Origin of the sequence: Psychroserpens sp. XS_ASV72, assembly GCF_041224425.1 — a bacterium.
Classification (GTDB): domain Bacteria; phylum Bacteroidota; class Bacteroidia; order Flavobacteriales; family Flavobacteriaceae; genus Psychroserpens.
This window is the reverse complement of sequence record NZ_JBGFGL010000080.1, coordinates 562,061-587,984: the sequence shown is the minus strand read 5'-3', so window position 1 is coordinate 587,984 and position 25,924 is coordinate 562,061. Positions and strand designations below refer to the sequence as shown.

Genomic DNA, 25,924 nt, shown 5'->3' with positions numbered 1-25,924 from the left:
TGATATGTCTTAAAATCTAATAAAGTGTTACAAAAAATGTTAAAATTATTGTCGGGCGAATTGCTGACCACCTTGAGTTGGGTTCCAAACCTTGATTTTATCATCTTTGGAAATACCACTTTTCACTTCAACAAAAATACCATCACTGATGCCCAATTCAAGATCTTTACGCTCAAAATCCTGATCACCTGTTTCTATTTCAACATAAGGCTTTTTAGTGTCATCGTCATATCGAACCAATGCTTCCTTAATGGCCAGAACATTCTCAGCCTTTTCTAAGATGATAGACGCATTAGCACTCAATCCAGCTCGAATGAAAGTAGAATCCATTTTCTTCAAGGTTCCTTTAATTTCAAATTGAATGGCTCCATTTTCCTCAACCCCTTTTGGTGCAATATAATCTAATACTGCATCAAACTTTTCGTCTTCAATAGCTCCTACAGTAATTTCCAAAGGTAAGCCTTCTTTAATTTTTCCAACTTCACTTTCATCTACCTTCCCTTCAAAAATCATTTTGGTAACATCCGCTAAAGAGGCTATTGAAGTCCCTTCATTAAAATTATTGGCTTCAATAACCTGATTTCCTGCTTTTACAGGGACATCAAGTACCATTCCCGAAACCGTTGCTCTAACTTGTGTTTGGGCAATATTCCCGACGCCTGAAGTCGTTCCTGTTTTTATGATATCATAATTTTGACGCGCTTGGGTGACATCAATTCTGGCTTGCTCGACACGTTGTTTAGCTTGTAGGTACGTATTGTTCACCTCATCAAATTGATTTGCTGAAATAACCCCTTTCTCAAACAAAGACTTTTGACGATCGAAAATAGCCTGTTGGGTTTTATAATTGATTTCAGCAGTCTCAAGAGTGGTGCGACTAGATGAAATGCTATTTTTAGCACTGGTCAAGTTTGACACATTAGGAATGACTCTAATTTGCGCAATCAAATCTCCTTGTTTTACGTATTCACCAGCTTCGATAAATACTTCTTCAACAACACCAGAAATATTAGGTTTGATTAAGACCTCTTCCTTAGGCACAATACTTCCAGTAGCAACTGTCTTTACAACAATGGTTTGTTCAGAAGGTGCCTCTGTGGTATAGCTAATAGGATCTTCTTGATTTTTTTGCCATAAATAATACAAGGCAGCTGCAAATACAACAACTATTAATACTAGCGCAATTAACGTTTTGGTTCTTTTCATTTTTTGATGATTAATTTATTTATTCAATTCTTAAAGCGTCTACTGGTTTCATTTTAGTAGCGCTATTGGCTGGAATCAGTCCTGCTAACAGTCCAGATACAACTAATATGATTAAGGCTGTAATAACTACTTGCATTCCAACACTCGGATTTGCAAAATTATCAACAGGACCAACATTGTCCAATAAGGTATTTAAACCCCAAATAACAAAGGCTGCAAAAGAAATTCCCACCATACCAGATAAGATGGTAAGAATTAAACTTTCTTGAAGAATTTGGGACTTGATGGTCCATGGAGAAGCACCAAGAGCTCTACGGATACCGATTTCTTTGGTACGTTCCTTGACCACAATGAGCATGATATTACTAATCCCAATAATTCCTGACATTAATACCAAGGCACCCACAAAATAACCTACGATTGTTAATATTGAAAACAAGCCGTTAATTCTAGAAAATTCTTCTGCCAAATCGAAATGACCTATGGCACGATCGTCTTCTGGATGAATTTTATGCCTTGCTTTCATTAAGTCAAAAACTTTTTGCTTGATTGATGTAATAGGCACGTTATCTTCTGCAGTAATAGCCATCCATCCAACGCGATCACCTCTGTTGAAGGCCTGTCCGAAAGTTGTAAAAGGAATATAAATCGTATTGGTTTCCTCTTCGCTATCACCTTGACTATTGCTCATTTTAAACGTTCCAACAACCATAAAGTTCACTCCATTGATTTTAATGTAAGTTCCTATGGGATCTTCTCCTTTATCATACATTCCTTTAATAACACCATTACCTATAACACAAATCTTACGCTTGGCTTCGATGTCGGAATAACTAATAAAACGTCCTTGAAGAATGTCCATTGGCTGCTGCTTAATATATTCCGGGTAGTCACCATAAATCTGAAATGCACCTGTCTTGGTTCCTCTAATCACATTATTTGCACCTCTGTAGCCTCCTAATTGATTTCTAGGCGACACATATTTCAAATTTGGAATTTGGTTTTTTAAAGCTTCAACATCGTCAATTCTGTAGCTAAACCATCTGCCTTTAGGAAGGCCTTTATAAGGTTTAGATGTTCCTTGGGTCCACATGAACATGGAGTTTGTTGCAAAATCTCCAAAATCGGCCGTAACCCCATTTTTGAGTCCATTAGTCAAAGCCAATAAAGCAACGAGGATAAAAATTCCCCAAGCCACACCAAATGCCGTCAAAAAGGTTCTTACCTTATTGGCATTCAAAGCTTCCAGTATTTCGTTCCAACGGTCTCTATTAAACATATTATTCGTCTCTTAGTGCTACAATAGGTTTTATTTTAGCAGCTCTATAGGCAGGGACAAACCCAGCTAAAGCTCCAGCAAAAACTAGAATGAATACTGCACTAATGGCAATATTGAAATCGACCTGAGGGTATTTTATAAAATCACTTTCAATTTGTGGCCCAACAAGTTCCAACAATCCCAATCCGAAAATAAGTCCGAACAATCCTGCAAACATCGTCACAAATATGGCTTCTTGAAGAATCATGCCAACAATAGAAATCGGGAAAGCGCCTAAGGCTTTTCTAATTCCAATTTCCTTAGTTCTTTCCTTAACTATAATCACCATAATATTTCCCACGCCAACAACTCCAGCCACAATGGTAAAAATTCCAATGAACCAAAAGACTGTTTTAATGGTGTCGATAAGTGAATAGATTTTTTTAGCCTCTTCAAGAGTATTAAAAACCCTTACAGCGCTATTATCATCTGGAGCAATGGTGTGCATCAACTTTAATTCATTTTCAATCGCTTCAGACATGTTTGTTGAAAGCTGCACAGCTTCATCAAAGTTATCGGACATTTTAACGGTAAATAACATGTTTCTAATATTATCACCTGCTCCAAAAACCTTTTGAGATGTTGATAATGGAATATAAGCCTGTTGTTCTTCACGTTCTCCTCCTGGATCAATGAACACTCCTATGACCTTGAAACTCATTCCGAAAATCAAAATATCCTTATCGATTGGGTCTTCATCTTTAAACAAATCCTGTCGAAGACGTTTTCCAATAACAGCTACTTTTCTGGTGTCTTCCAAATCGGACTGATTTATAAATCGGCCAGATTCCATATCGGCATTTTCTATAAACTGGTGGTCTGGCATTGCGCCTCTGACTTGGTACCTTACGGTTTCATTTTTATAACTGATATCGGCTCCCCAAATAGAAAACAAAGCAGTTTCATATTCTATATTACTGTCATATTTCTGGGATATAAAATCAAAGTTTTCACCTTTCATTTGCACATAGCGACCAGGATTTAATCCCTTGTACCCTTTTGTAGTTACACCTGTCCAAACAGTAATTAAATTTGTAGCATCTCTTTGAAATTCGGAAGTCACTCCATTTTCAAGCCCTTTACTAAAACCTAGAAGAATCACTAAAATAAAGATTCCTGAGGCTACAGAAAGGCCTGTTAAAAACGTACGAAGTTTGTTTTTACGTAAGGTTTCAAATATTTCTTGCCAACGCTCTAAATCAAACATGCTGCGATGCCCTAATTTGTTCTACTTTACTATCATCAATGATCACTCCATCCTTTAAATTCACGATTCGCTTTGTCATTTGCGCAATATCGTGCTCATGGGTAACCACCAAAATGGTCTTTCCTTCGTCGTTAATCCCTTGAATCAATTCCATAACCTCGTAAGAAGTTTTAGTGTCTAAAGCTCCTGTAGGTTCATCGGCCAACAGTACTTTTGGATCACTGGCCAAGGCTCTAGCGATAGCCACACGTTGCTTTTGACCACCAGAAAGTTCACTTGGCAAATGATGTGACCATTCGGCTAAACCAACTTTTTCCAAATAATGCATAGCGCGATCGGTTCGCTCGTTGCGTTTGACGCCTTTGTAATACAATGGCATGGAAACGTTATCTAAAGCAGATTTATAATTGATTAGATTAAACGACTGGAATACAAACCCTAGAAACTCATTTCTATATTTGGCCGCTAACCGTTCATTCAATCCTTTGATGGTGACGTTATCAAGAATGTAGCTGCCCGAATCTGCTTCATCAAGCATTCCTAAAATATTGAGCAATGTAGATTTTCCAGATCCTGAAGAACCCATAATTGAAACAAGTTCGCCTTCCTTTACATCAAAATTTATACCTTTTAAAACATGAAGCGAATTGCTTCCCATGTGGTAAGATTTATGTAAATCTTTGATCTGGATCATAATGTAGATGGTTAATTCTTAGCAATATTACGGATTTCAATGGCTGAAATGTGCTAAGTATTTGTTAAGAATTGTTTTTTGATTGATATTTATAAGACTTCTAAATATCGAATTTGTTACAGGAAATTGAAGAATTTTCAGTTTTCCGCTTTCTTTTTTCTGAAGAAATTCCAATAAATCAAAAAACCAACACTTCCTACAAGAAGATATGGAATGACCATGAGATACATAATACCATCATTGACACCCTTGGCAGCTGATTGTCCTTCTTCGCTTTCCAATACAGCACGGCACATAGCACATTGGGCATTGGTGTCTATGTAAAACAGCAGAAAAATTATAAAAGTGACAATCTTTTGCTTCATTATGTTATCTATGGTTATTTAGGTGATTTGCTTAGTTAGAAATATGAAAATCTGCAATATTTATCTAAACACTTTCTTTAATAAGGTTAATTCGTAAGTAATTGACTTATTACCTTTTTGAGTGAAAGACCATAATCTAGCAGAATACTCAGAATTTTCAAAAAATTCAACTAAAGCACCATCTATAGATTCTGTTTTCTTAAAATCTAATCCATTCTCTTTAATGACCTTTTTAAACTGCAAATATTCTTCCTTTTTACTAGTCTGATAAGCAAATTCTATTGTTTTGTCATAATTCTCATATACTGAAAAGAATTTTTCTGCATGATCGTATCTATCTCTTTCATAAGTCCATGTATACTTTTTTCCATACTCATCTTCATCTGTCTTGAAAAATTCAAAGTTTATGTTGAGCATGTAATCTTGTAACTCAGAAATATTTAGATTTAATAGTTTGAAGTAATCCAAACTTTTAGATTCTTGACTAAATGATAAAGTTGTAAAAAAGAATAAAATAATATAAATGTACTTTTTTCTTATCATGCTAAATTGATTATTAATTATTGACAATATTTAAGATATGTAGTATGGTGAAATCATAAGATATACAACAACTCCAGTAATGGCCACATACAACCAAATTGGAAACGTAATTTTAGCAATCTTTTTATGCAATTCGAAATTGTTTGTGATGGCTCTTACATAGGTAATCAGAACGAAAGGAATAACTGTTATTGATAATAAAATATGAGAAATCAAAACAAAGTAATAGACATACTTGATGGCACCTTCACCACCAAATTTAGTAGATTCACTCGTCATATGGTAAGCTACGTACATTGCTAAAAAAGCCACTGATAGGGCAATGGCAAACTTCATTAGGTTTTCATGAAGCTTCACTTTCTTACTTTTAATAGCCCACAAAGCAATTAACAACACCATAGCAGTAACCGCATTAATGGTAGCATAAATTGGAGGCAAAAAGGTAAGCGGTTCCACATTAGGTATTTTGATACCGAATAGGATTGCAACCACTACAGGTATTGCCACAGATAAAATGACAATCCATTTGTTATATTTTTTCCCGTCTGTTATATTTTTAGTTGTATTCATTTCTTATTAATCTTCCTTTAATAGTTTCGCAATATCTTCTTTTAACATACTTATCTCTTCCGTTTCTCCATCTTCATCAACTTTTTCATCTTCACTAATAATTCCTTTATAGAAAATTTTAGGATTGCCAAAATTGTCTTGTCTAGAGCGCATAAAGCCGTGTTTATCAATTAACGCAAAATTGCCAGAATGCTCAAAACCACCTTCAACTTCTGGGTTTTCTCCAGCATAAATATTAAATCCAATATTAGCCAATTCATAAATGGTATCTTGATCTCCTGTCATTAAATGCCAATTAGGATTTGTAATGCCATAATTGTCGGCATAGGCTTTTAAAGTTTCTTGTGTGTCATTTTCTGGGTCAATTGTAAATGATGCCACACCAAAATCCTCAAAATCTAAAAACGTATTTTGAATCTGTACTAAATTTCGATTCATCCTCGGACAGATTGTTGGACATTTCGTAAAGAAAAATTCTACAACGTAAACTTTACCTTCATAATCCTTGTTGGTGATGGTGTTTCCGTTTTGGTCAATAAAAGAGAACTCTGGAACTTTTTTAGGAGCACCATTAATATTCATATACATTAAATCGGATGTATAACCTTCAGAATTATTTGTGAGATCCTTGCTTCTACTTTCGGAACGTGTAATATCATTTCCCTTTATTCTATCAATAATCTTTGGAACGAAAATGATACCAAAGACCAGAATGATAAAAGCAATTCCTATGTATGAATAATTGTTTTTTTTAGTGCTCATTTCTTTTAATCATTAGAATTTATCTCTTCAGCTCGTCTATCTGAAGAATCAAATTTGCCTTTACGTTTTTGACGGTATTCAGTAAACAGAATCCTGAGATCATCACTCATTTTATTCTTGATTTCTGCAACTTCAATACAATCATACGAATACAAAGGGTAAACGGCTTCATTACCTTCAATCTCTTTCTTATCCCTATCATCAATGCGACCACGTTGTGCCAAATCTTTGTCAACAATGAACACATGATCTGTAAATAGGTTGCTATCTAGTGTTTCTTCAGATTTAAGGCTTTCAAACACCTGTCTTATATCATTTGGTTCTCCAAATACATAATGCCAAAACCTCATATCTTCATAGGTAATGAGTTCCTTTTGAAGTATTTCAGCCTTTCCTTCGGAACCTTTGGGCAATACAATGACAATTTGAAATTTCTTAAACCCCTTGAATTTATCATAGACCAATTCTTTTAGATTTGAAGCCGCAATAAAGTGCTCATCTGGATTGTGTCCCAAAAAACCCAAAACAGTAATATGGTCTTTCAATTGAATATTTTCGTCAGCATCATTTTTGAAAAACTGCAGCTCTTTTATATCCTTTTTAACAACATCCAACGGATTATAATTATGAGTTGAAGGATACAAAAACAAAAGAAATATAACTGGCAAAAAAAACAAAACACCTAAAACAACAGCAGTTTTCAATGGCATTCTTTTCATGGTCAATAGGCTTTGATTTCGTCATGCAAAAATAAAAAAAGACGGTCTAAAAAACCGCCTTTTTGAATACTTTATATGTATTATAACATCTTATCTAAAAATCTCTTTTCACAAATCCTTCAGAATAGACTCCTTCAATATAGCCTCCTTCTTGTAAAAGGATAAAAACCAAGTAACAAATAAGGAAAACAGCAGTCCACACAACCATACGTCTAAGCGCTTTGGTTTCGTCTCTCATGTGCATAAAGTCCCAAGTAATGTAATAAGCCTTAACTATTGTGAGTATGATGAATATCCAGTTAAGAAGTTTCATTCCAATGACTTTAACCATTAAGGATTCAGGTTTGTAAATACCCAAAATAACTTCAACAGCTGTAACGATTGATAACAAAATAAGTACACCCCAAATTTTTTGAGTATTTGATTTGAACTTAATTAAGCCTCTTAATATTTCTAATTTATGTGCGTGTGCCATTTTTAATACTATTATCCGAAATTAAACTAGGTAGAAGAATGTAAATACGAAAACCCAAACCAAATCGACAAAGTGCCAATACAAACCTACTTTTTCAACCATTTCATAACTTCCTCTTCGTTCGTAGGTTCCTAAAATTACATTGAAGAATATGATGATATTGATAACAACTCCTGAAAATACGTGGAATCCGTGGAAACCTGTTATAAAGAAAAAGAAATCAGCAAATAATGATGTGCCGTATTCATTGACATGAAGGTTCGCTCCTTCCACAACAATCTTTCCGTTTTCTTTTAATTGCTTTAAGGATTCTTCTCTAGATAAGACTGTTTTTTCTCCTTCTTCGGTAAGCATTTGTGTTCTTACCAACACATTTGGATTAGCTTCTAATCCTTTATAAACTTCATCAACTGTGTAAGACGGCAAAGTTCCTTCATTCACAAACCAAAGTCCGTTCTTATCTTGATGTTGTACACGTGAATCTGGATTGGCAATTGCAATATCGCTTATCGCCACACGATGCCCTTCGGTATCTACAAACTGAAGAATATTTCCGCCATTTGTCTGTACCGCTCCATAGTCACCTTTAATGAACGTTCCCCATTCCCAAGCTTGAGAACCAACAAAGATCAAACCACCAATAATGGTTAGAAACATGTAAAAGGTTACTTTAGCTTTGTTCATGTGATGTCCAGCATCTACAGCTAACACCATAGTTACAGAAGACATGATAAGGATGAATGTCATAAACGCCACATAAATCATTGGGTAGTTTCCATGAAAAAATGGAACGTGCGTAAATACTTCATCGGCTATTGGCCATGAGCCAATAAATTTAAATCTTGAAAATCCGTAAGCTGCTAAAAATCCAGAGAAGGTTAAGGCATCAGAAACGATAAAGAACCACATCATCATCTTACCATAACTGGCTTTCAAAGGTTGGTTACCACCTCCCCAAGTTTTGCCTTCTGTTCCAGTATTTGCTACTGTAGTATCCATAAAAAGCGATTAGTTATTAAAAGTTGCACAAAAATAATCATTTTATCAATCTAAAAAAACATCCACTTCTAAAAATTGAAATCAATGATGCCTGCTAGCTTAGATATCGAATTTTTACACCAAAAAACACCTTGTTTTTATATCAGAAATTTCAAAAACAAAAACAAGAATATCCACAGTATATCTATAAAATGCCAAAATGTTGCTGAAAGGTTCATCCCTAACATTTCTGTGGCATTATATTTTTGTTTAAAATGATTATAAATTACGACCAAAATCGAAATCAGTCCAGCAATTACATGTAATATATGAACAAACGCAATGACATAAATAAAGCTAATGGTCACATTACTGGTTGGACCTGTAAAATTGTATCCTGAAGAAATAATCTCTCCAAAACCTAAAAACTGACTTATAATAAATGCCACTCCAAGCACAAAGGTTGCTATTAACAAGAGTGTTGTGAGACTCCTATTATTTTCTTTTAAGGCACGTTTAGCAAAAATGAATGTCAGACTACTGATGATTATCAATACACAGCTTATCAAAAATGCATTTGGCATTTCTATATCACTCAACCAATCTTCACGATTTCTACTTACCAAAACAGCACTTGTAAACCCAGCAAACGACATGATAAGTGATATGATTCCGAACCAAAGCATCATGCGTTTAGCTCTATCATTTTTTTCTTTGAAAGTTCCTTCAGTTAAATCCATATTATCTTACAAATTTATCGACGACATAAACAATCTGCAAAAGCGTGATATAAGAAACACTTGAAAGCATTAACTGCTTAGCTGCTTTAGCCGTTCGCTTTTTAAATAATTCAAATGCATAATACAACATTACTAATCCGAGTAAGAACACAATAATTGCTGCTACGATTGATAATTTTAAATCGCCAGTAACTCCAAAAACAGGCACGATTGAAATTAAGATTGTCCAAATAGTGTACATGATGGTTTGAACAGCTGTTCCTTTATCCCGTTTTCCAGTTGGTAACATATAAAACCCTCCTTTTTGATAGTCTTCAAACAAAAACCACCCAATCGCCCAAAAATGAGGAAACTGCCAAAAGAACTGTAAGGCAAATAAGGTTCCCGGTTCAATACCAAAATCATTTCGAGCAGCAACCCAACCTAACATAAATGGAATAGCACCTGGAATTGCACCAACAAATACTGCCAAAGGCGTTTTTGTTTTTAAAGGCGTATAAACACAGGTATACAAGAAAATAGAAATGGCACCATACATAGCGGTTTTAGGGTTAATGACATACAGTGTGCCAATCCCTAAAATAGTAAAAAGGGTCGCAATAATAAATGCTGTTTGAACCGACATTCGTTTAGCTGGAACAGGACGGTTTTTGGTTCTGTCCATTAAAGCATCCAGATCTTTTTCAATAATTTGATTGTAAGCGTTTGAAGCGCCAACCATGAAATAACCACCTAATGCCAGTAAAATCAAAGTGTAAATATCAACCTCAACTGCTCCTAATAAGTAACCTGCAAGAGCAGAAAACACAACACTTACAGAAAGTCTTATCTTGGTGATTTCCTTAAAGTCGGAAATCATTGAAGGCTTATGAATTGAAGTTTTTGCAGAACTCAAAAGAAGTTGTTTTTAATGCGTGCGCAAAGATACTCTGAAAAAACGTTTTGAGCAATGCTATTAGTGAGTAATTAATAATTAGAAATCATTATACCAATTGAACAAGTCGGTTCTCAAACCTACGTTGAACCAAACCGTATTATTATTAATGGTTGAAGCTGTTTCTGCTTCTGGGTTATAATTCCTGTAGGTAAAGTTTGTAAAGAGTCTTAAGTTACTTACTGGATTGACAATATAGCCTGCTTGTAAATCAGCTTGAAACACTTGGGTTGTATTCCCTTGACCAACGGTTATTCCTGTGTCGGCAACACGATCATTTTCAGTTCTGTAAATATCACCTCCATAATTGGCAAAGTCATTCCCTTCATTAAAATCGAATCCACGTTTTCCAAAAATGAACTTTGCATCACCATACCAACGCTTATAAGTGTATCTTCCTATTAAGATTGCTTCACTAAAGTTTGCTCCCCAAAGATGGGCCATTGGCTGATTATTATGTGCATAATTTAAAATAGTTGAATTATGGGAATAAGTATAAGGACGTACTCTGTTATACTCTATCTGAAGTGTTAAATTTCTCACTTTAAAGGCATCAAAATATTTCACTCCTAACTGATATCCATATTTGTTTTTCCAGCTTTTGTTTCCTCCAGTGATATCTCCCAAAGAGAATTCATCCAGAATAAATTGTCCGTATAAATTAACCTTATTATTCCATTTGTATTTAGCAGATAATCCAATTATGGCATTACCTGCTTCTGGACCAGTAGCAAATTCAATAGCTCTATAAAAAATGACTGGATTGAGATAGTTGATATCAAATCCTCTATCATTTGAGTCAATCCACATAACCGATTCAAAAAGACCTACATTGAGTCGTTTGGAAACATTCCAACTCAAATAATGATTGGCCATATACTTGGTTAGGAAGGCACCATCTTCAGTAACTTCAGGTCTGACATCTCTTAACCACATCCAAGTATTTGTGTACTTGATTTTCCAAAAGTTAGTGTTCAATTTTAAAAACGGATAAGGGCTTGACACATCGCTCTGCAACAATGAACGGTACCCATCACCAATAAAATTCTTGCCATGACCAAATTGTATATTCAAAAAGTCTGCAGGCGTATATGACAAATAAGCTTCTGCTACAGGATAATCATAAGAATCCTTCTTAAATCGTTTTGCGATACCTCGTCCAGGAATGATTGCTGGATCTGAACCTGAAGCTTTCAGGCTTTCGGCATATTGGTTAAAGTAATGCGCAAACCTTCCTTGACTTTCATAAACCGATGCTGAAAAATTAAATTTTTTGCCGAGTCCAGCCTGTAAGAATAACCCTCTTGTGTTATTATAGGTCGTGCTAAAATCTGCTTCCGTGTCTTTTCCTACTTGCAAATCAAAAATAGGGTCAACGGTAAACCAGTAATCCTTTCCTTGGATAGCGACCAGATGTTCATCCCATATTTTTCTGCTCCACCATTCGTCAGAACCTTTAACCAAGGCTTCCTTTTCTGACTCAAAATCGTAATATCTAGCCACTTCCTGAAACATAAATGGTTTCGCGGCTGTATGGCTATTAGTGCCCAAACCATTCATTTGTTGGTCAAATCGCGCATAATAATTATGTGTGAACGGAATGTTTAACTGACTTTTATATTCTAATTTTTCGTAGGTTCTGATGTCATTACTAACACTATCGTATTCATTACTTACAAGCGCATTCAAATCTTTGACCTCCTTAACGTCTGGTAACGATTTGGTTCCTGTTGACAATTCTTCAGGATTTACCAAAGGAATTTTCACCGTTAGGGAATACTGAAAATAGGTTGGCTTACCATTGTAAGTGCCAGGAATCACTTTAGGCAAAGTATCAAAAACCCGCTTTGTTTCATCTTTTAGCTCATCATATACTGCATCGACATAAAGTAAATTGATGTTTCCCTCTTTATCGACTTCAAAAAGTATTTTGACATCGCCTTTATACGATTCTTCATTAACTATTTCAGGTGTTTTGAAATTGTTGAAAATAAAGGTGTTTAGTTTATTGTTAAAACAAACTTTAAGTTGCTCTATCGGCTGCGATTCACATTCTGGAAAAACAGGCGATTTTTCATAGACTTCAAGAGTTTGTGCATTCAATAACCCCAACCATAAAACAAACATGATAAAGCAACAATTCCTCATAAATATGTAATCTTATTTTGATGCTGGAAAGATACTATTTTTTTCAAAAGCGGAAACCATTGCCAAACCAATTGAAACAAGAAAACCGCTATCTAACGATAACGGTTTAAGTATCTATTTAATCAATATTACTGCACTTTAAATTTAATAGGCAAATTATATATTACCGAAACTGGCTGATTTCTCTGCATACCAGGTGTCATTTGCGGAATTTTACCCACGACTCGTTCTGCTTCATCTTCCAATGGCTTAAGTGGCGCTCTGGTTTTAATATCTGAAATACGGCCATTTTTATCAATCCTGAATTGTACATCTATTTTCTGTAAACCTGAAAGTCCATAATCAGCCGCTAAATCTGTATTGAATTTTCTTTGGATGAGTTTGGCCAATTTTTGCGACATGCATTTTAAACGTTCGCTATTGCTCTCAGCACTTTCACAACCTGGATAAATAGGAACCCGTTCTACAGCAATCAAAGTTAAAGGCTGATCAATTGATGGTGTATTATCCGTTTTATTTTCAATAGTAGTGTTGATTGTAAACGGTTCTGACACCACTTTTGGAGTGGCGATATCAACTTTTGTTGGCACAATAGCAACATTATTCTTTACAACCATAGGAGCTTTGCTAACTATTTTTTGGGATTGCTTTTTAACTTGCTTTTGGACTTGTGGTTTAGCTTCAACAATGTAATTCTTGACATCAATATCAATAAAATCATCATTGTCAACCATATCTTCAATTTTAATGACTTTGGTTTCAAACTCCATTTCAAAGATGCCATAGGTTCCTAGAAGGCAAAGAATTAAACCAATTTGAAAATACAACGTAGAGTTTTTTTGTAAATTTGCATCATGCTTTTGTGATTTTTGCATGTTTTTATTGCTCTGACCAGCAATATCATGCTTTTTCTTTAAATTTTTCATAATACTAGAATGTTAATGTTAATATTTTGAAAAAATCACAATAAGCATACCAAAGTAAAAATCCCATCTAAAAATTTAGATGGGATTTTGAATATATAGCTAAAACTGAATATCTAGTCTTGAACTTGGAATAAGATTGGTAAAGAATAAGGTACTGTTACAGCCTTACCTCTTTGCTTTCCAGGTTGCATTTTAGGTAATAAGTTAATAACCCGTTTAGCTTCTTTCTCTAAACCAGGATGTGGAGCTCTTGCACGAACATTTGTAATATTACCTGTTTTATCAATCTTGAAAATCACACTTATACGTTGTTTCCCTGAAAGCCCTAAGTCTGAGGCAAGCTCGGTATTAAACTTTCTGTTCACAAACTTTGCAATCTTTTCAGACATACATTGCTTCTTGGCATTATTAGTCTTTTCCTTTTCGCATCCTGGGAAAACCGGTACATTCTCAATAACCGCAAATGGAACTTCTATGTCTTCTTCTACTTCTTCTACTTCGACCTCTTCAACCTCAACAATTTCTTCTTCTTGATCTGTTTCAGTAGACTCGATAACAGTTTCCTCAACCTCTTTCTCATCCTCTACAATCTCAATTTCCTCAGGAACTACAGGTGGTGGAGGTGGTGGAGGTGGTGGGATAATCTCTTGTTGTGTAATTGGAATTTCTTCTTCTAGTTCATCATCAACATTTAGCTGGCCTATATCGATATTAGACTTATCGTAAGACTTATAGTTAATAGTAAGATAAGTCAATGTCATCATCAAGGCCAAACCTACTGCAAAATAAAGGGATGCATTTCTACTTACATCCGACTTATGATGCTTTTTAGGCTCCAATTTTGTATTCTTTTTTGATTCCATTTCTATTCAGGTTTTATAGGATTGCTAATTTAACCAAAAATATGCTAAAAAAACAAACCGTTATTTATTTTAACTTTCCTTTGCCTGCAAAGAGTACACTGATGTACATTATTACAGTACCTATGGTATTGGCAATAACATCTAAGTAATCTGGTGTTCTGAAATCTGTCAATACTGATTGTAATACCTCAATAATAATGCCATAAACAACCGAAACTAATGCAGCACTAAACAAAGGTGCTTTTAACGATGTACTCCTCAAAAAATTAAAGATTAGGAACGTCAATATAGCATAGGCCAAAAAATGATAGATTTTATCATCAAATGACGATCCTAAATCTGGTACAGAAGACACCTGACTTAAGCTCCCTATGGTTAGAGCAACAACGTATGTAAGTAAAATTGGTAATGCCCAGCGCTTAAGCACCTACAATGGCTTTATAATCTTCAGCGGATAACAAGCTATCAATTTCTGACGCATCAGAATATTTAATTTTAATCATCCAGCCATCACCATAAGGATCGGAATTTACTTTTTCAGGCTCGTCCTCAAGAGATTCATTGAATTCAATTATTTCTCCTGAAAGCGGTAAAAACAAATCTGAAACGGTCTTCACAGCTTCGACTGTTCCAAAGATCTCTTCAGCATCAAGGACTTCATCAACTGTTTCTACTTCCACATAAACAATATCTCCCAATTCGCCTTGAGCAAAATCTGTAATGCCTACGATAGCAGTATCGCCTTCAATCTTAACCCATTCGTGGTCTTTAGTGTACTTTAAATCTGATGGTATATTCATTAGAATCGTTAATATATTATTACTGACAAAAATAATTGTTTTGGTTTAAAACCTAGTGTTAATTACCAAAATTATATCTTAATGTAAACCCTGTACGTATGGTCGTTTGTGGAAAAGCTGTCGAGATTTCATATTCTGAAAAAGTATAGTCAAAATAGAAAATGGCCGTTAAATTTTTAGTAAAGGCGTAATCTGCTGCAAACTTAGCTCCCCAAATAGTTTGACCTTGAGTGATCTGATTGTTATCAATATCTAGGTTTCTGATAATCGTTTTATTGTTTCGAACAGACACATCGGCTTTCATATTCAAGTCACTTTTTATGATTTGTCGTGGTCCAGCTAATTTAGATCGAATCCTCACATCCTTAATACGATATCCCAGTCCGAGTATATATTCCTTTCCTTGGATTTCAGTAAGCAGGTTGTTATCAAAACTCAAGGACAAAATTCTATCTTTCTTCATCTCAGCAAGAATTTTGACAGAATTTTTCATCTCAAAGTCTAACCTAAACAATGGACTAAATTGTTCTTCTAAGTTAATATTACTGAAGACTGTTGCATTTTTATAGTTTCCTGATTGGTCCAGAACTTCTGGATCTTGGTTCTCATATGTTACACCTGGTTGCAATACTCCAGGAGGCAAATCAAGATTGGTTCTGAATTGGTTGATCGTATAGCCAGAACGGTAACCATGGGTAATTGAAAAACGCTTGAAGTTTTTCTTAAACCATTTCATCTTCATAAATCCGGTGTACTTTATTTGCCAATTTGGAATCGGAATGTCTTTAAATGCCGACAAGCCAATTTTATCTGCACTTCTACCTCTATAAGCCGCTAGGAATGCTGGTAATAAAACCGCTTGATTATTTTTACCAAATCCTAACGGGAAGCCTTCACCATCACGAGCAAAGTTTTCAGTACCGTAAAAATCTCGTGCCAAACGGTTTGCTACGATTATTCTGTTAGCTCTAAAGTCGTCAAAGGCTTGCGATTGTGTTTCATCACTTTTTTGGAAAGCAGTTTTAATAAGTGCCGTTGAAATACTAAAGTTACCAAAAGAGTTTGTAAGCAATTCATTATAAGTATCACTTAAGCCATCACCATTAATATCAGTGGTATTAAAGTTTTGAGTAAGGTTTTCAGAATAAGTTCTGTTACCAGTAATGTCAATCTTTAAATCATTGATTGGTTCAAGATTAGCGGAAACATCCAAAATACGAGTTGTAACTTCAGTATACTGCTGGTTAAAATCTGGAAATACTGTCAACCACCCATTTCTGGCGGCTAAATCCCTAATGTTTTGCTGGCTTCCAAATGTAAAGCCTAAAGTTGGCTTTAATGTTCCTAAAAATCCTGGTGTAGGAAGGTATCCTGGCAGGAAGGTTCCATTGTTTTCAGAATAGTTGATTTGTATTCGTTTGACACTCGTCAATAAGTCGATGGCACCATTTAAAATCTTTGTTCCAGCACCTGATTTAGACTTTGGTTTTTGAGCAACATCGTTAGTGTTCCCATCTTCTTTGTTTTTACTTTCTTCTTTACCTTTTTCCTTTTCTAGACCTCTAGGAACTGCACTTTTATTTGTTGTAGCTCTTGAACCAGTTGGTACTCGTTTTTTTACAAGTCCGACGTACTTGTAAAGGTTTTCCATGTTTAATGTGGAATTGATGTTATGGGTATTGGCATTTTGAATTGAATTACCAAGATTATAACTTCTGATGATATCTGGGTTATCAACATCTCGTATCTCCAAATTTTGATTTAGGTCAGAACCCTTTTGCCATTGGAAATCTCCTGTGTATGAATAGGTAGCTCTCAGGAAACTTAAAGTTGGAATTTTGTACAACGGAATCTCATAGTTTATCTGAAGCTGCTGGTTTTGAATATTAGGATCCCCTAGATCAAAGAAGCCATCCCAAACATCGAGACTCGGATCTTGTCTTCCATTTATAACATCATTAATAAAATAGTTCCTTACAATATTCTGATTAGAGGCAGTAAAGTTTAAGCTCAAAGCCTTTGTCAGGTTGTAATTTATAACATATTGAAGGTTGAAATTATAATTTCTTCTGAACAATTCCTGTAACCCGATATTATCACCTGTTAGATCAACTTCTCTAAACTTCTGTTTATTAAACTGCCTGATGATATCTGTATTAACGGAAAAGCTGGTTGGGATTGGATTGAAATTGAAATCTTTTAAGATTTTCCAGTATTTGCCTCTAAATAGAGAGTCGTTCTTTTTAAACGGCTCAATATTCATTGGTTGGAAACTATAGTTGTAGTTAACACCTGCTCTCACATTTTGGTCCAAAGAATTCTCGATCTCAAAATCGCGATGCTCAGTTTTGTTATAAGAATAATTAAAGGTTAGATTTTCCACATCATAGAATCGAGGTGTTTTATCTGTAGTTCTATTCTTTCTAACACCAATGAAGTTAATGCTTTGCCTTTTGGTATAGCTTTCGTTGACATTTAAAATTGAGTCTCGATTATTGGTGTTTTCCAGTTGGGTTTCAAGTTTAATATCACGATAAAACTCATCGTATTCTGGAGTGATGACCTCTTCTCCGATACCATAATTAAAAGGAATTTGAATACCCCATTTTTTAGGCAGTAATTGCCCTAAATTCATATTGGTTACTACATCGTATTGTTGTACATCTTCTCGGCTTCGTTCATTAGGTCTTTGTTCTACGGAACCAAATCCAATCGTACTTTTTCTACCTGTAGCACTAATGTCTGCAAAGTCTGCAAAATTAGCATCCAAAGCAGCTACTGCAGCCCAACCACCTTCATTGTCCAAATCGGAAAGACGCAATTCATTAAACCAAACCTCTCCACAGGCATTCATTCCATTATTATCTGGATTTTTCAATCCTACCATTAAAACCCTAATATCTCCAAAGTTAGGATTACCCTTAATAGCAAGACGCTGTTGACCAATTGTATGCGGATCAAACTCGTTTACTTCAACAAGTTCACCATCAACCAAGTTATAAAACGTTGGGTCTTCATTAGCTAAAGTTCCATTAGTAATACCCAAAGACTTTATTTGTTCTAAAGCTTTAAGTTCAATGTTAATTTCATTGACTTCTGGCCAAACACTTTCAGGAGATACTGATCCAGAAGATACTTGAAGAGGCACTTCAATTTGATAATAGTTTTGTGTAAAATCGTTACCCATTCTTATAAAACCAACCAAATCGCCATCACTTAAACTACCTGTTTCACCTTCTTCAGCGTGAATGAACATACGCAGTTTATTGTACTGACGCATATCGACAGAGATATTTTTGAACACACCTCTTGAATCTCTTGGCTCCAGTTCACAAACCTCAACTTGTAATGACTGCTCATTTTGTCTAATGATATTGTTATTGTTGTTGAGCTGCTCTAACTGAACTCCAGGAGGCAACACATAGTTTCCATCATTTTGTTGAAGACCTACGACACCTACATTAAGATCGGTATTGTCGTTATCATTGTTTGGTTCTTCATCAAGGCTTAAAGTATAACGTCTCCAATCACTTCTAACCAAGTCTAATGTTGCAAAACGCAAGACTCTTGGTTGTGTAAAGCCTGTTAAGTACATTCTAACAAAACGAACTGAACGAATATCAGTTATACCTCCAATCGCCTCGGTTGGGTCAGAGATTGGAATTCTAAACTGGTACCATTTAACTTCTCTTGTTTGACCATTAGGAAGCAGTACATCTCTTGTTTTAATATCGTTAATCTGAGGGTTATTGATATTAAGAGATGTAGGTGTTACATCAATTTCATATTGAAAATAACTATCAATAGTATTCATGGTGTTATCTCTATTGATATCTTCAACATCAGGTTGTGCGGTCGATCCTCTATTGGTGTCGGTAAAGACATCTGGAGAGTTTCCTTGAAGTCCGTTATAGCGTTTATAGCGTTCGAAAATATCTCCGTCTGTATTGAGGTAGTAGGTATAATTATCATTTGAAGGGTCAGGTCCAAATGCAGCTCCATTAGGAATTAATGTGGCCTCTTCGTTATCGTCATAACCATCATAACCAACATCTTGATTTGTTCGCTCTTGTCCAGACGTTGAAAACGTATAGATCAACGATTGATTTCGAGGTACGACAGTGTTATAACTTGTTGGAACCAAATCGCTGATATTACCGCTTTCAGGTAAACCATTCTCATATTGTTTTTTTCCATCCTTTAGAACATCCTCAGAAATATTTCCTAGGTTGATAAATAATTTCCCTCCATTAGCTGGCGCAATATCATCTAAAAAAGGATCTTGAACCCAAAAATCAATATACTCTACATTGGCCTGTTCAAAATCGGTTGATGTAATTTGTCTGGTAATCCCAGCCCAACTGTTATTGGCGTTAAGAACACCGTTGGTAGCAGAGGGATCATAGTTATATGGTCCACGTTCTGTTGGATAATATGCTAAATCCAATGTATTGATAACCGTTTGTTGTCCTTGAGCTATATCAATTTCTGGAAATACCTCATCAATAAAAACACGTCTGGTATATAAATTAGACACGTCGTCATCAGTAATACCTCCTGGACGTTGATTACTGTAGAAAATCGGATCAATAGTATACCAGTTCAAAAACGCTCTATCGAAACCATTTTGAATACCGTTTTCATCCTCACCACCAAAACCTGGATAAGATCTACCCAATTGTCTTGGTCTACTGGATAAGAACCAAGATAAAGGCGATAATAAATCGATAGCACCTTGAGTCCCTTCAAAATCGTCAACATAAGCTGTCGCTTCATTATTGAAGTCTGTTCCTTTTGGAGCTCCTGGTTTCAAATAAGCGAATTCACCACGAACGGAAACATTAGATGGCACATCAGTATCAACATTAGGCAGCTTATTCACCAAACGGGTTAGGAATGGGACTTCCGTTGAATAATTTCCATTAAACCCAAAGATGGTATTGTTGATGGGCTCTGTATTGTAATTGGCTTTTTGGGTAATTGGACGTTCATTCAAGTTTAATAAGGTAGCTCCCAATACAAAATTTTCATTGAATTGATGTTCGACATTAACACCTGTAAATCGTCGAGTTTGTTGACCAAAAATAGCATTGTTTTCGACAGAAACATTGATTGGAATATTGGATGCTTTTAAGGCTTCATCTAAAATTTGAACACGACCAATTTGATAGTTAACCGTGTAATCAACACCTTCTACTAAAGTTCGTCCTCCAGCGGTTACGACGACTGAACCCCTTGGAACATTAAATGCTCCTAATGGAATTCCATCACCACCAGAAGATTTGTATCGACCCTTTATTTGAAATTTGTTCTTTTCAGCTTCGTCTAAAGCAGCAATTTTAGTAGACTTATAGAGAATATCGTAAACGTATTTCTCTTGGTTAAGGTTGGTATAGGTTTCTTGTTCGTAATCTATAGCATTGTTATTTGGGTTCCCATCATTATCAAGTACATCAAATAAGTAACGTCCAAAAGGCTCAACCTTAGTAAAAACGATCTTTCCATTTTGAGGAATGACAGTCATGCCTGGCACATAATCAAAAAATCCGTCACCTCCTGCTTGCGGATCGTTATTGAAGTTTAATCGGTCTAAATGAAATAGTCGAATCAAAGGCGTATCAACAATTTCTCCATCATCAGTGTTATCAAAAGGCGTATTGTTATCAAATGCAGGGAAAGACTCCAAAATGTTACCATTAGCATCCCTAACTGGAGAAATATAGTTTAAAGGCGATGCTTCTGTATAAAAAATGTTTAATCTAAAATCTTCTTGCTCTAGTTGAAATGCTCCAGTGTCATAAATGTTCTTCATCATCAAGTCCCAAATTGGTTCTTCTACATTTGTGATTGGACTTTTCAACATTTTCAATACGAGACTTTGGGTGGAGCCTTCAGCAACAATAAAGCTATCATTAATCCCATCAGCGTTGGTATCTGTTCCGTTATCGACGACACCATCGCCATTAACATCAGCATCGGCATTATCATTAATACCATCACCATCTGTATCGGTTCCATTATCTGGAGTACCATCACCATTGACATCAACATCGGCATCATTTGGAATTCCATCTTGGTCATCATCACTATTGGTTGCAATAGAATTGATTCCATCATTGGCAAATTCACCTACTTGATACACTTCACCACCAATAGTATATTGAAATGCCACGGCTAAGATCTCATCGTTCAGAAGTCTTTGGTTCAAGGAAATGTATCCCAATTGATTTTGCACTTGATAATCTGATCCTTGAATAAGCTTTCTCGCATTTTCAAGTTTACCAAAATCAAACCCTTCATTCGCTGGAACCAAAATCCCTTGTTCCACCGTAGTAATATCTCTAACCAATGGTGACAAAAGAGAACCAGGACCCGCAATATTTGTTGGATCAAAATCATTATTTGAGTTGTCTGGTGGTTGGTTAGCGCCTACATTCACAAATCCAGGAGGTGCATTGTCTAAACCTATGACATCAGACTCCCCTAAATCTTGAAACGCAGCAATGTTTCTAACATTATCTGTTTGATTGCTCCTATTTGTTACCCAAACCTCGATTCTAGTTATTTGAATATTGTTATTTATAAACGGATAACGAAGCATGGCTTCATCATAGTTATTTCTAAAGTATTGTGATAGAAAGTAGTGTCTGTTTTCATCGTAATCCCTAACAAAAAACTCAAATTCCTCTAAAGTTCCACCTCCTTGAGCAACTACAGATTGTGACTGCGATCGTTGTTCAGAAAAAATAGCAGTAACTCTTGTTTTGCCGAATTGTAATTCAGTTTTAACACCAAAAAGACTTTGAGCTCCTGTAATCAACGAACTGTTTAACGGCATTGCTACGTTACCAACTTCTATTTTCCTAACAATATCATCTTCTGTAGGCGTGTATTCTAACTTTACCAAATTTTGAAAATCGAAAGTGGACTCCGTATCGTAATTTGCTGTAACCTGTAAACGCGTTCCCACTTTACCTAGCAAACTCAAACTGATACGTTGATCAAAATCAAATGTGAAATTGCTTCGGTTTCTTGGTGAAAATGTAGGATTATCTTGCTTCGTAAACAACACGCCTAAGTCCATTTCCACAGAACCTTGGGGAATGACTTCTATGGTATTGCCCCCAAAGAGTGTTTCAAAAAAGCCTGAGTTAATGTAGAATTCAGGCAACAAGTTTTTCTGTTCCTCTTCAGTACCCTCTTTTTTACCGTCAGCCGCATCAATTTTCTGTTTGTAATATAACTTTTGCTGTTCTAACAACACAAGTCTTTGATATTCAGCTGGTGTTAAGATAATTGGGTAATTGATATTGAACTCGCCTACTTTTTCAGTGTAGATATAACGATCTGTGACAGGGTCGTAAGTGTACTTTGAAACGATGCTTTGAGGATTAGGCATGGACATACTTCCTAATGCAAATCCTGTTTTTGTACTATCTTGACTTGAAGGGTTTTGTTGGGCATTGGTAATAAAACTGACCAAAACCATCATCGGTAGCAGGAAAATACGTCGTAAAGATATAAGTAAAGTATAGTTAGTTGTTGAGCTCAAATTTATAATTTTTTTAATGCATCCTTTATAAGGGTTTCTACATTAGCATCTGGTTGTTCAGACAATAATTTGTCAAGAACACGTTCGGATTGTTTTTTTGAAAATCCGAGAACTTCTAAAGCTGATAACGCTTCATCTTTATTCGTATTGTTTTTATTAACAGAAACTTCATTTTCATCTAAATCATAAACCTTAAGTACCTTGTCTTTTAAATCTAAAATAACTCTTGCTGCCGTCTTTGCACCGATTCCTTTAATAGATTGAATCAACGCTACATCTTCATGGGCTATGGCTTCCTTAACTTGCTGTGGTGTAATGGAAGACAACATGGTTCTTGCTGTACTGGCACCAATTCCATTAACCGAGATGAGAAGTTTAAAAATTTCACGTTCAGCTACAGATGAAAATCCGTATAAGGTATGCGAATCTTCTCGTACAATGAGGTATGCAAAAAGTTTAAGGCTTTCTTCGTCAGGAATTTGTGAAAACGTATGTAAGGAGATATTTAATAGATAGCCAACGCCATTGCAATCTATAACAACATCTGTTGGGTTTTTTTCAACTAATCTCCCCTGAATATGCGTAATCATTTAATAGCTTTGGTTCAAAACCCAAATGTAATAAAATTATTTACATTTCAAAGGTGCTTATTTGCTAATGTTTAAGGCGTTCTATTTCGATTTTTTCCTTCTGCTGAGCGTCAATTACTGCAATGGCCGTCATATTGATAATCTCTTCTACACTAGCATCTAATTGAAGAATATGAACTGGTTTTCTCATGCCCATCATAATTGGTCCAATAGAATCTGCTTTATTCAATTCCTTAAGTAACTTATAGGTAATATTAGCCGATTCAAGATTAGGAAAAATAAGTGTGTTAACCTTTTTTCCAGCCAATTTAGAAAATGGAAAAATATCTTGTAGCATTTCGCTATTTAGAGCAAAATCGGTTTGCAATTCTCCATCTACAGATAAGTCAGGATGACGCCTATGAAGGTAATCTACAGCTTCACGAACTTTGGTCGCTGTTTGGTCTTTTGAAGACCCAAAGTTTGAGTAGGAAATCATGGCCATAACCGGTTCCATACCAAACATCTTCACCACTTTGGCCGTCATTTGGGCAATGCGTTTTAAATCATTTGCTGATGGATTGATATTAATTGACGTATCACTTAAGAACATTGGTCCGCGTTGCGTCATCATGACATTTGTTGTTGCTATTCGAGTTGCTCCAGGCGCCAAACCAATCAACTGAAGCATAGGCTTCACTACTGAAGGGTAGCTTCTAGAAAAACCAGTAACCAAGGCATCAGCATCACCTTCATTAATCATCATTGCCGCAAAATAGTTGCGTTCTCGCATCAATTGTTCAGCTGCATATAATGTAATGCCTTTACGTTTTTGCTTTTTCCAAAATACTTTAGCATAGTAGTTCTTATGTTCGAGTTCTTCATCAGATTTGGGATCGATAATACTAAGGTCAGCTTCAAACTCGATTTCTTCCATAAGCTTTAAAATGGTATCTCGTCTTCCTAGCAATATAGGAATGGCAATACCTTCATCATAGACAAACTGGGCAGCTTTGAGGACATCTAAGTGATCAGCTTCAGCAAACACAACACGTTTCGGGTTTAATTTTGCACGATTGTGAAGTAATCTCACAATTTTATTGTCAGAACCTGAGCGTTCTAATAGTTCTTCTTCATATTTCTGCCAATTTTCTATAGGCTCCTTGCTTGCACCACTTTCCATAGCCGCTTTTGCAACTGCTAGAGGAACGGTAGAAATAAGTCTCGGATCAAAAGGCTTCGGAATGATGTAATCTCTACCAAAAGTCAATTTTGTTTCTCCATAAGCAATATTCACTTGCTCTGGAACCGGTTCCTTTGCCAATTCGGCTAAAGCTTTCACTGCAGCCATTTTCATCTCTTCATTTATTTTCGTTGCTCTAACGTCTAAAGCTCCTCTAAAAATAAATGGAAATCCGAGGACATTATTCACCTGATTTGGATGATCGCTTCGTCCTGTGGCCATAATGATATCATCTCTAGTATCAATCGCTAATTGATAGGAAATCTCAGGGTCTGGATTTGCCATGGCAAAAACAATAGGATTTTTAGCCATTGTTTTCAACATTTCAGGCGTCACGATATCAGCCATTGATAATCCGATAAACACATCGGCTTCTTTCATAGCTTCATCAAGCGTATCAATATTTCTGGAGGTAGCAAACTCTGCTTTTTGTGAGGTAAGGTTTTCCCGATCTTTACGAATCACACCTTTACTGTCTAACATGACCATATTTTCTTGCTTAGCACCACATGATTGATAGAGTCGCGAACATGAAATGGCCGCTGCTCCTGCACCACTAACTACTATTTTAACCTCTTCGATGTTTTTTTCAGCTATTTCCAAAGCATTCAACAAAGCCGCTGCAGATATAATTGCAGTACCATGCTGATCGTCATGCATAACTGGTATATCCAGTTCTTCCTTAAGTCGTCTTTCAATTTCAAAAGCTTCAGGTGCTTTGATATCCTCAAGATTGATGCCTCCAAATGTTGGAGCAATGTTCTTAACCGTTTGAATAAACTCTTCAACATCTTCTGTATCTACTTCAATATCAAAAACATCTATATCTGCAAAAATTTTAAAAAGCAAGCCTTTACCTTCCATAACCGGTTTAGAAGCTTCAGGACCAATATTACCTAATCCCAATACAGCTGTTCCATTAGAAATTACAGCAACCAAATTACCTTTGGCTGTATATTTATAAGCATTGTTCTTATCCTTTTCAATTTCTAAGCATGGCTCAGCTACTCCAGGAGAATAAGCTAAAGACAAATCACGTTGGGTAGCGTACTTTTTTGTAGGCACCACTTGTATTTTTCCTGGTTTTGGCTTGGCGTGATATAGTAAGGCTGCTCTTCGTTTACTTTGTTTGCTCATGAAATGGCTTGTTAGATCAATAGTTTAATTTCAATAATATTTGATACAAATGTAACGGTTTTAATGCAAAGCCATGCTTAAAATCTAACATCGAGTTTAAAGTAATTTCCAATAAATAATTTACATTTTTTGTCATTCAGGCAACCATTATTTTAAAATAAGCGTCTAGATAATA

General features: G+C 35.6%; 21 protein-coding genes. All 21 read right to left on the bottom strand.

All coding sequences use genetic code 11. The annotated features are described in order from the left end of the window. Positions 1-45 precede the first annotated feature (45 nt). A complete protein-coding gene (locus tag AB9K26_RS13500; RefSeq protein ID WP_369973080.1) occupies positions 46-1,206 on the bottom strand; it encodes an efflux RND transporter periplasmic adaptor subunit in 1,161 nt (386 codons plus the stop codon). Between the two features lie 19 nt (positions 1,207-1,225). Continuing rightward, positions 1,226-2,485: an ABC transporter permease gene (locus AB9K26_RS13495; protein WP_369973079.1), complete on the bottom strand. Its 1,260-nt coding sequence runs from the start codon at positions 2,483-2,485 to the stop codon at positions 1,226-1,228. A 1-nt stretch (position 2,486) separates the two neighbouring features. Next, positions 2,487-3,731 carry an ABC transporter permease gene (locus AB9K26_RS13490; protein ID WP_369973078.1) on the bottom strand — a complete coding sequence of 415 codons (1,245 nt, stop codon included), beginning with the start codon at positions 3,729-3,731 and terminating at the stop codon, positions 2,487-2,489. Beyond that, the gene (locus tag AB9K26_RS13485; protein WP_369973077.1) at positions 3,724-4,425 is read right to left on the bottom strand and encodes an ABC transporter ATP-binding protein; all 702 of its coding nucleotides are present in this window, start codon (positions 4,423-4,425) and stop codon (positions 3,724-3,726) included. The genes AB9K26_RS13490 and AB9K26_RS13485 overlap by 8 nt, the downstream gene beginning before the upstream one ends. 137 nt (positions 4,426-4,562) lie before the next feature. Beyond that, positions 4,563-4,790: a hypothetical protein gene (locus AB9K26_RS13480; RefSeq protein ID WP_369973076.1), complete on the bottom strand. Its 228-nt coding sequence runs from the start codon at positions 4,788-4,790 to the stop codon at positions 4,563-4,565. Positions 4,791-4,850: 60 nt separating this feature from the next. Continuing rightward, a complete protein-coding gene (locus tag AB9K26_RS13475; RefSeq protein ID WP_369973075.1) occupies positions 4,851-5,207 on the bottom strand; it encodes a hypothetical protein in 357 nt (118 codons plus the stop codon). A gap of 156 nt (positions 5,208-5,363) precedes the next feature. Continuing rightward, positions 5,364-5,903 carry a DUF420 domain-containing protein gene (locus AB9K26_RS13470; RefSeq protein ID WP_369973074.1) on the bottom strand — a complete coding sequence of 180 codons (540 nt, stop codon included), beginning with the start codon at positions 5,901-5,903 and terminating at the stop codon, positions 5,364-5,366. Between the two features lie 6 nt (positions 5,904-5,909). Then, positions 5,910-6,665: an SCO family protein gene (locus AB9K26_RS13465; RefSeq protein WP_369973073.1), complete on the bottom strand. Its 756-nt coding sequence runs from the start codon at positions 6,663-6,665 to the stop codon at positions 5,910-5,912. A 5-nt stretch (positions 6,666-6,670) separates the two neighbouring features. After that, complete coding sequence (locus AB9K26_RS13460; RefSeq protein WP_369973072.1) at positions 6,671-7,384, bottom strand: hypothetical protein; 714 nt, start codon at positions 7,382-7,384, stop codon at positions 6,671-6,673. A gap of 94 nt (positions 7,385-7,478) precedes the next feature. Next, positions 7,479-7,859, bottom strand: a complete 381-nt coding sequence (locus AB9K26_RS13455) for a cytochrome C oxidase subunit IV family protein (protein ID WP_369973071.1) — start codon at positions 7,857-7,859, stop codon at positions 7,479-7,481. 21 nt (positions 7,860-7,880) lie between these two features. Next, entirely contained in the window at positions 7,881-8,858 is a 978-nt protein-coding gene (locus tag AB9K26_RS13450) for a cytochrome c oxidase subunit 3 (RefSeq protein WP_369973070.1), read from the bottom strand. A 137-nt stretch (positions 8,859-8,995) separates the two neighbouring features. Then, the gene (locus AB9K26_RS13445; RefSeq protein ID WP_369973069.1) at positions 8,996-9,577 is read right to left on the bottom strand and encodes a heme-copper oxidase subunit III; all 582 of its coding nucleotides are present in this window, start codon (positions 9,575-9,577) and stop codon (positions 8,996-8,998) included. Position 9,578: 1 nt separating this feature from the next. Continuing rightward, positions 9,579-10,436, bottom strand: coding sequence for a heme o synthase (cyoE, locus tag AB9K26_RS13440; protein ID WP_369973100.1), 858 nt, complete (start codon positions 10,434-10,436; stop codon positions 9,579-9,581). A gap of 114 nt (positions 10,437-10,550) precedes the next feature. Beyond that, the gene (locus AB9K26_RS13435; protein ID WP_369973068.1) at positions 10,551-12,638 is read right to left on the bottom strand and encodes a gliding motility protein RemB; all 2,088 of its coding nucleotides are present in this window, start codon (positions 12,636-12,638) and stop codon (positions 10,551-10,553) included. Positions 12,639-12,787: 149 nt separating this feature from the next. Further along, the gene (locus tag AB9K26_RS13430; RefSeq protein WP_369973067.1) at positions 12,788-13,585 is read right to left on the bottom strand and encodes an energy transducer TonB; all 798 of its coding nucleotides are present in this window, start codon (positions 13,583-13,585) and stop codon (positions 12,788-12,790) included. 113 nt (positions 13,586-13,698) lie between these two features. After that, entirely contained in the window at positions 13,699-14,424 is a 726-nt protein-coding gene (locus AB9K26_RS13425) for an energy transducer TonB (RefSeq protein ID WP_369973099.1), read from the bottom strand. A gap of 88 nt (positions 14,425-14,512) precedes the next feature. Next, complete coding sequence (locus AB9K26_RS13420) at positions 14,513-14,875, bottom strand: VanZ family protein (protein WP_369973066.1); 363 nt, start codon at positions 14,873-14,875, stop codon at positions 14,513-14,515. Continuing rightward, positions 14,868-15,248, bottom strand: a complete 381-nt coding sequence (gene gcvH, locus AB9K26_RS13415; protein ID WP_369973065.1) for a glycine cleavage system protein GcvH — start codon at positions 15,246-15,248, stop codon at positions 14,868-14,870. Before gcvH ends, AB9K26_RS13420 begins: the two co-directional genes overlap by 8 nt. 58 nt (positions 15,249-15,306) lie before the next feature. Beyond that, positions 15,307-22,740 (bottom strand): cell surface protein SprA, encoded by a 7,434-nt coding sequence (gene sprA / locus AB9K26_RS13410; protein ID WP_369973098.1) that lies wholly within the window; start codon positions 22,738-22,740, stop codon positions 15,307-15,309. Positions 22,741-22,802: 62 nt separating this feature from the next. Next, positions 22,803-23,390 (bottom strand): Holliday junction branch migration protein RuvA, encoded by a 588-nt coding sequence (ruvA, locus tag AB9K26_RS13405; RefSeq protein ID WP_369973064.1) that lies wholly within the window; start codon positions 23,388-23,390, stop codon positions 22,803-22,805. A 64-nt stretch (positions 23,391-23,454) separates the two neighbouring features. Further along, on the bottom strand, positions 23,455-25,749 hold the full coding sequence (locus tag AB9K26_RS13400; RefSeq protein WP_369973063.1) for an NADP-dependent malic enzyme: 2,295 nt from the start codon (positions 25,747-25,749) through the stop codon (positions 23,455-23,457). Positions 25,750-25,924: the final 175 nt, after the last annotated feature.

Bases quoted from the DNA above. Each gene is read 5' to 3' on its own strand.
- AB9K26_RS13455 (WP_369973071.1), bottom strand. From the start codon at position 7,859: ATGGCACACGCACATAAATTAGAAATATTAAGAGGCTTAATTAAGTTC.
- gcvH (WP_369973065.1), bottom strand. From the start codon at position 15,248: ATGAATATACCATCAGATTTAAAGTACACTAAAGACCACGAATGGGTT.
- AB9K26_RS13470 (WP_369973074.1), bottom strand. From the start codon at position 5,903: ATGAATACAACTAAAAATATAACAGACGGGAAAAAATATAACAAATGG.
- AB9K26_RS13465 (WP_369973073.1), bottom strand. From the start codon at position 6,665: ATGAGCACTAAAAAAAACAATTATTCATACATAGGAATTGCTTTTATC.
- AB9K26_RS13500 (WP_369973080.1), bottom strand. From the start codon at position 1,206: ATGAAAAGAACCAAAACGTTAATTGCGCTAGTATTAATAGTTGTTGTA.
- cyoE (WP_369973100.1), bottom strand. From the start codon at position 10,436: ATGATTTCCGACTTTAAGGAAATCACCAAGATAAGACTTTCTGTAAGT.
- AB9K26_RS13485 (WP_369973077.1), bottom strand. From the start codon at position 4,425: ATGATCCAGATCAAAGATTTACATAAATCTTACCACATGGGAAGCAAT.
- AB9K26_RS13400 (WP_369973063.1), bottom strand. From the start codon at position 25,749: ATGAGCAAACAAAGTAAACGAAGAGCAGCCTTACTATATCACGCCAAG.
- AB9K26_RS13475 (WP_369973075.1), bottom strand. From the start codon at position 5,207: ATGCTCAACATAAACTTTGAATTTTTCAAGACAGATGAAGATGAGTAT.
- AB9K26_RS13460 (WP_369973072.1), bottom strand. From the start codon at position 7,384: ATGAAAAGAATGCCATTGAAAACTGCTGTTGTTTTAGGTGTTTTGTTT.
- AB9K26_RS13480 (WP_369973076.1), bottom strand. From the start codon at position 4,790: ATGAAGCAAAAGATTGTCACTTTTATAATTTTTCTGCTGTTTTACATA.
- AB9K26_RS13435 (WP_369973068.1), bottom strand. From the start codon at position 12,638: ATGTTTGTTTTATGGTTGGGGTTATTGAATGCACAAACTCTTGAAGTC.
- AB9K26_RS13490 (WP_369973078.1), bottom strand. From the start codon at position 3,731: ATGTTTGATTTAGAGCGTTGGCAAGAAATATTTGAAACCTTACGTAAA.
- AB9K26_RS13430 (WP_369973067.1), bottom strand. From the start codon at position 13,585: ATGAAAAATTTAAAGAAAAAGCATGATATTGCTGGTCAGAGCAATAAA.
- ruvA (WP_369973064.1), bottom strand. From the start codon at position 23,390: ATGATTACGCATATTCAGGGGAGATTAGTTGAAAAAAACCCAACAGAT.
- AB9K26_RS13450 (WP_369973070.1), bottom strand. From the start codon at position 8,858: ATGGATACTACAGTAGCAAATACTGGAACAGAAGGCAAAACTTGGGGA.
- AB9K26_RS13495 (WP_369973079.1), bottom strand. From the start codon at position 2,485: ATGTTTAATAGAGACCGTTGGAACGAAATACTGGAAGCTTTGAATGCC.
- sprA (WP_369973098.1), bottom strand. From the start codon at position 22,740: ATGATGGTTTTGGTCAGTTTTATTACCAATGCCCAACAAAACCCTTCA.
- AB9K26_RS13445 (WP_369973069.1), bottom strand. From the start codon at position 9,577: ATGGATTTAACTGAAGGAACTTTCAAAGAAAAAAATGATAGAGCTAAA.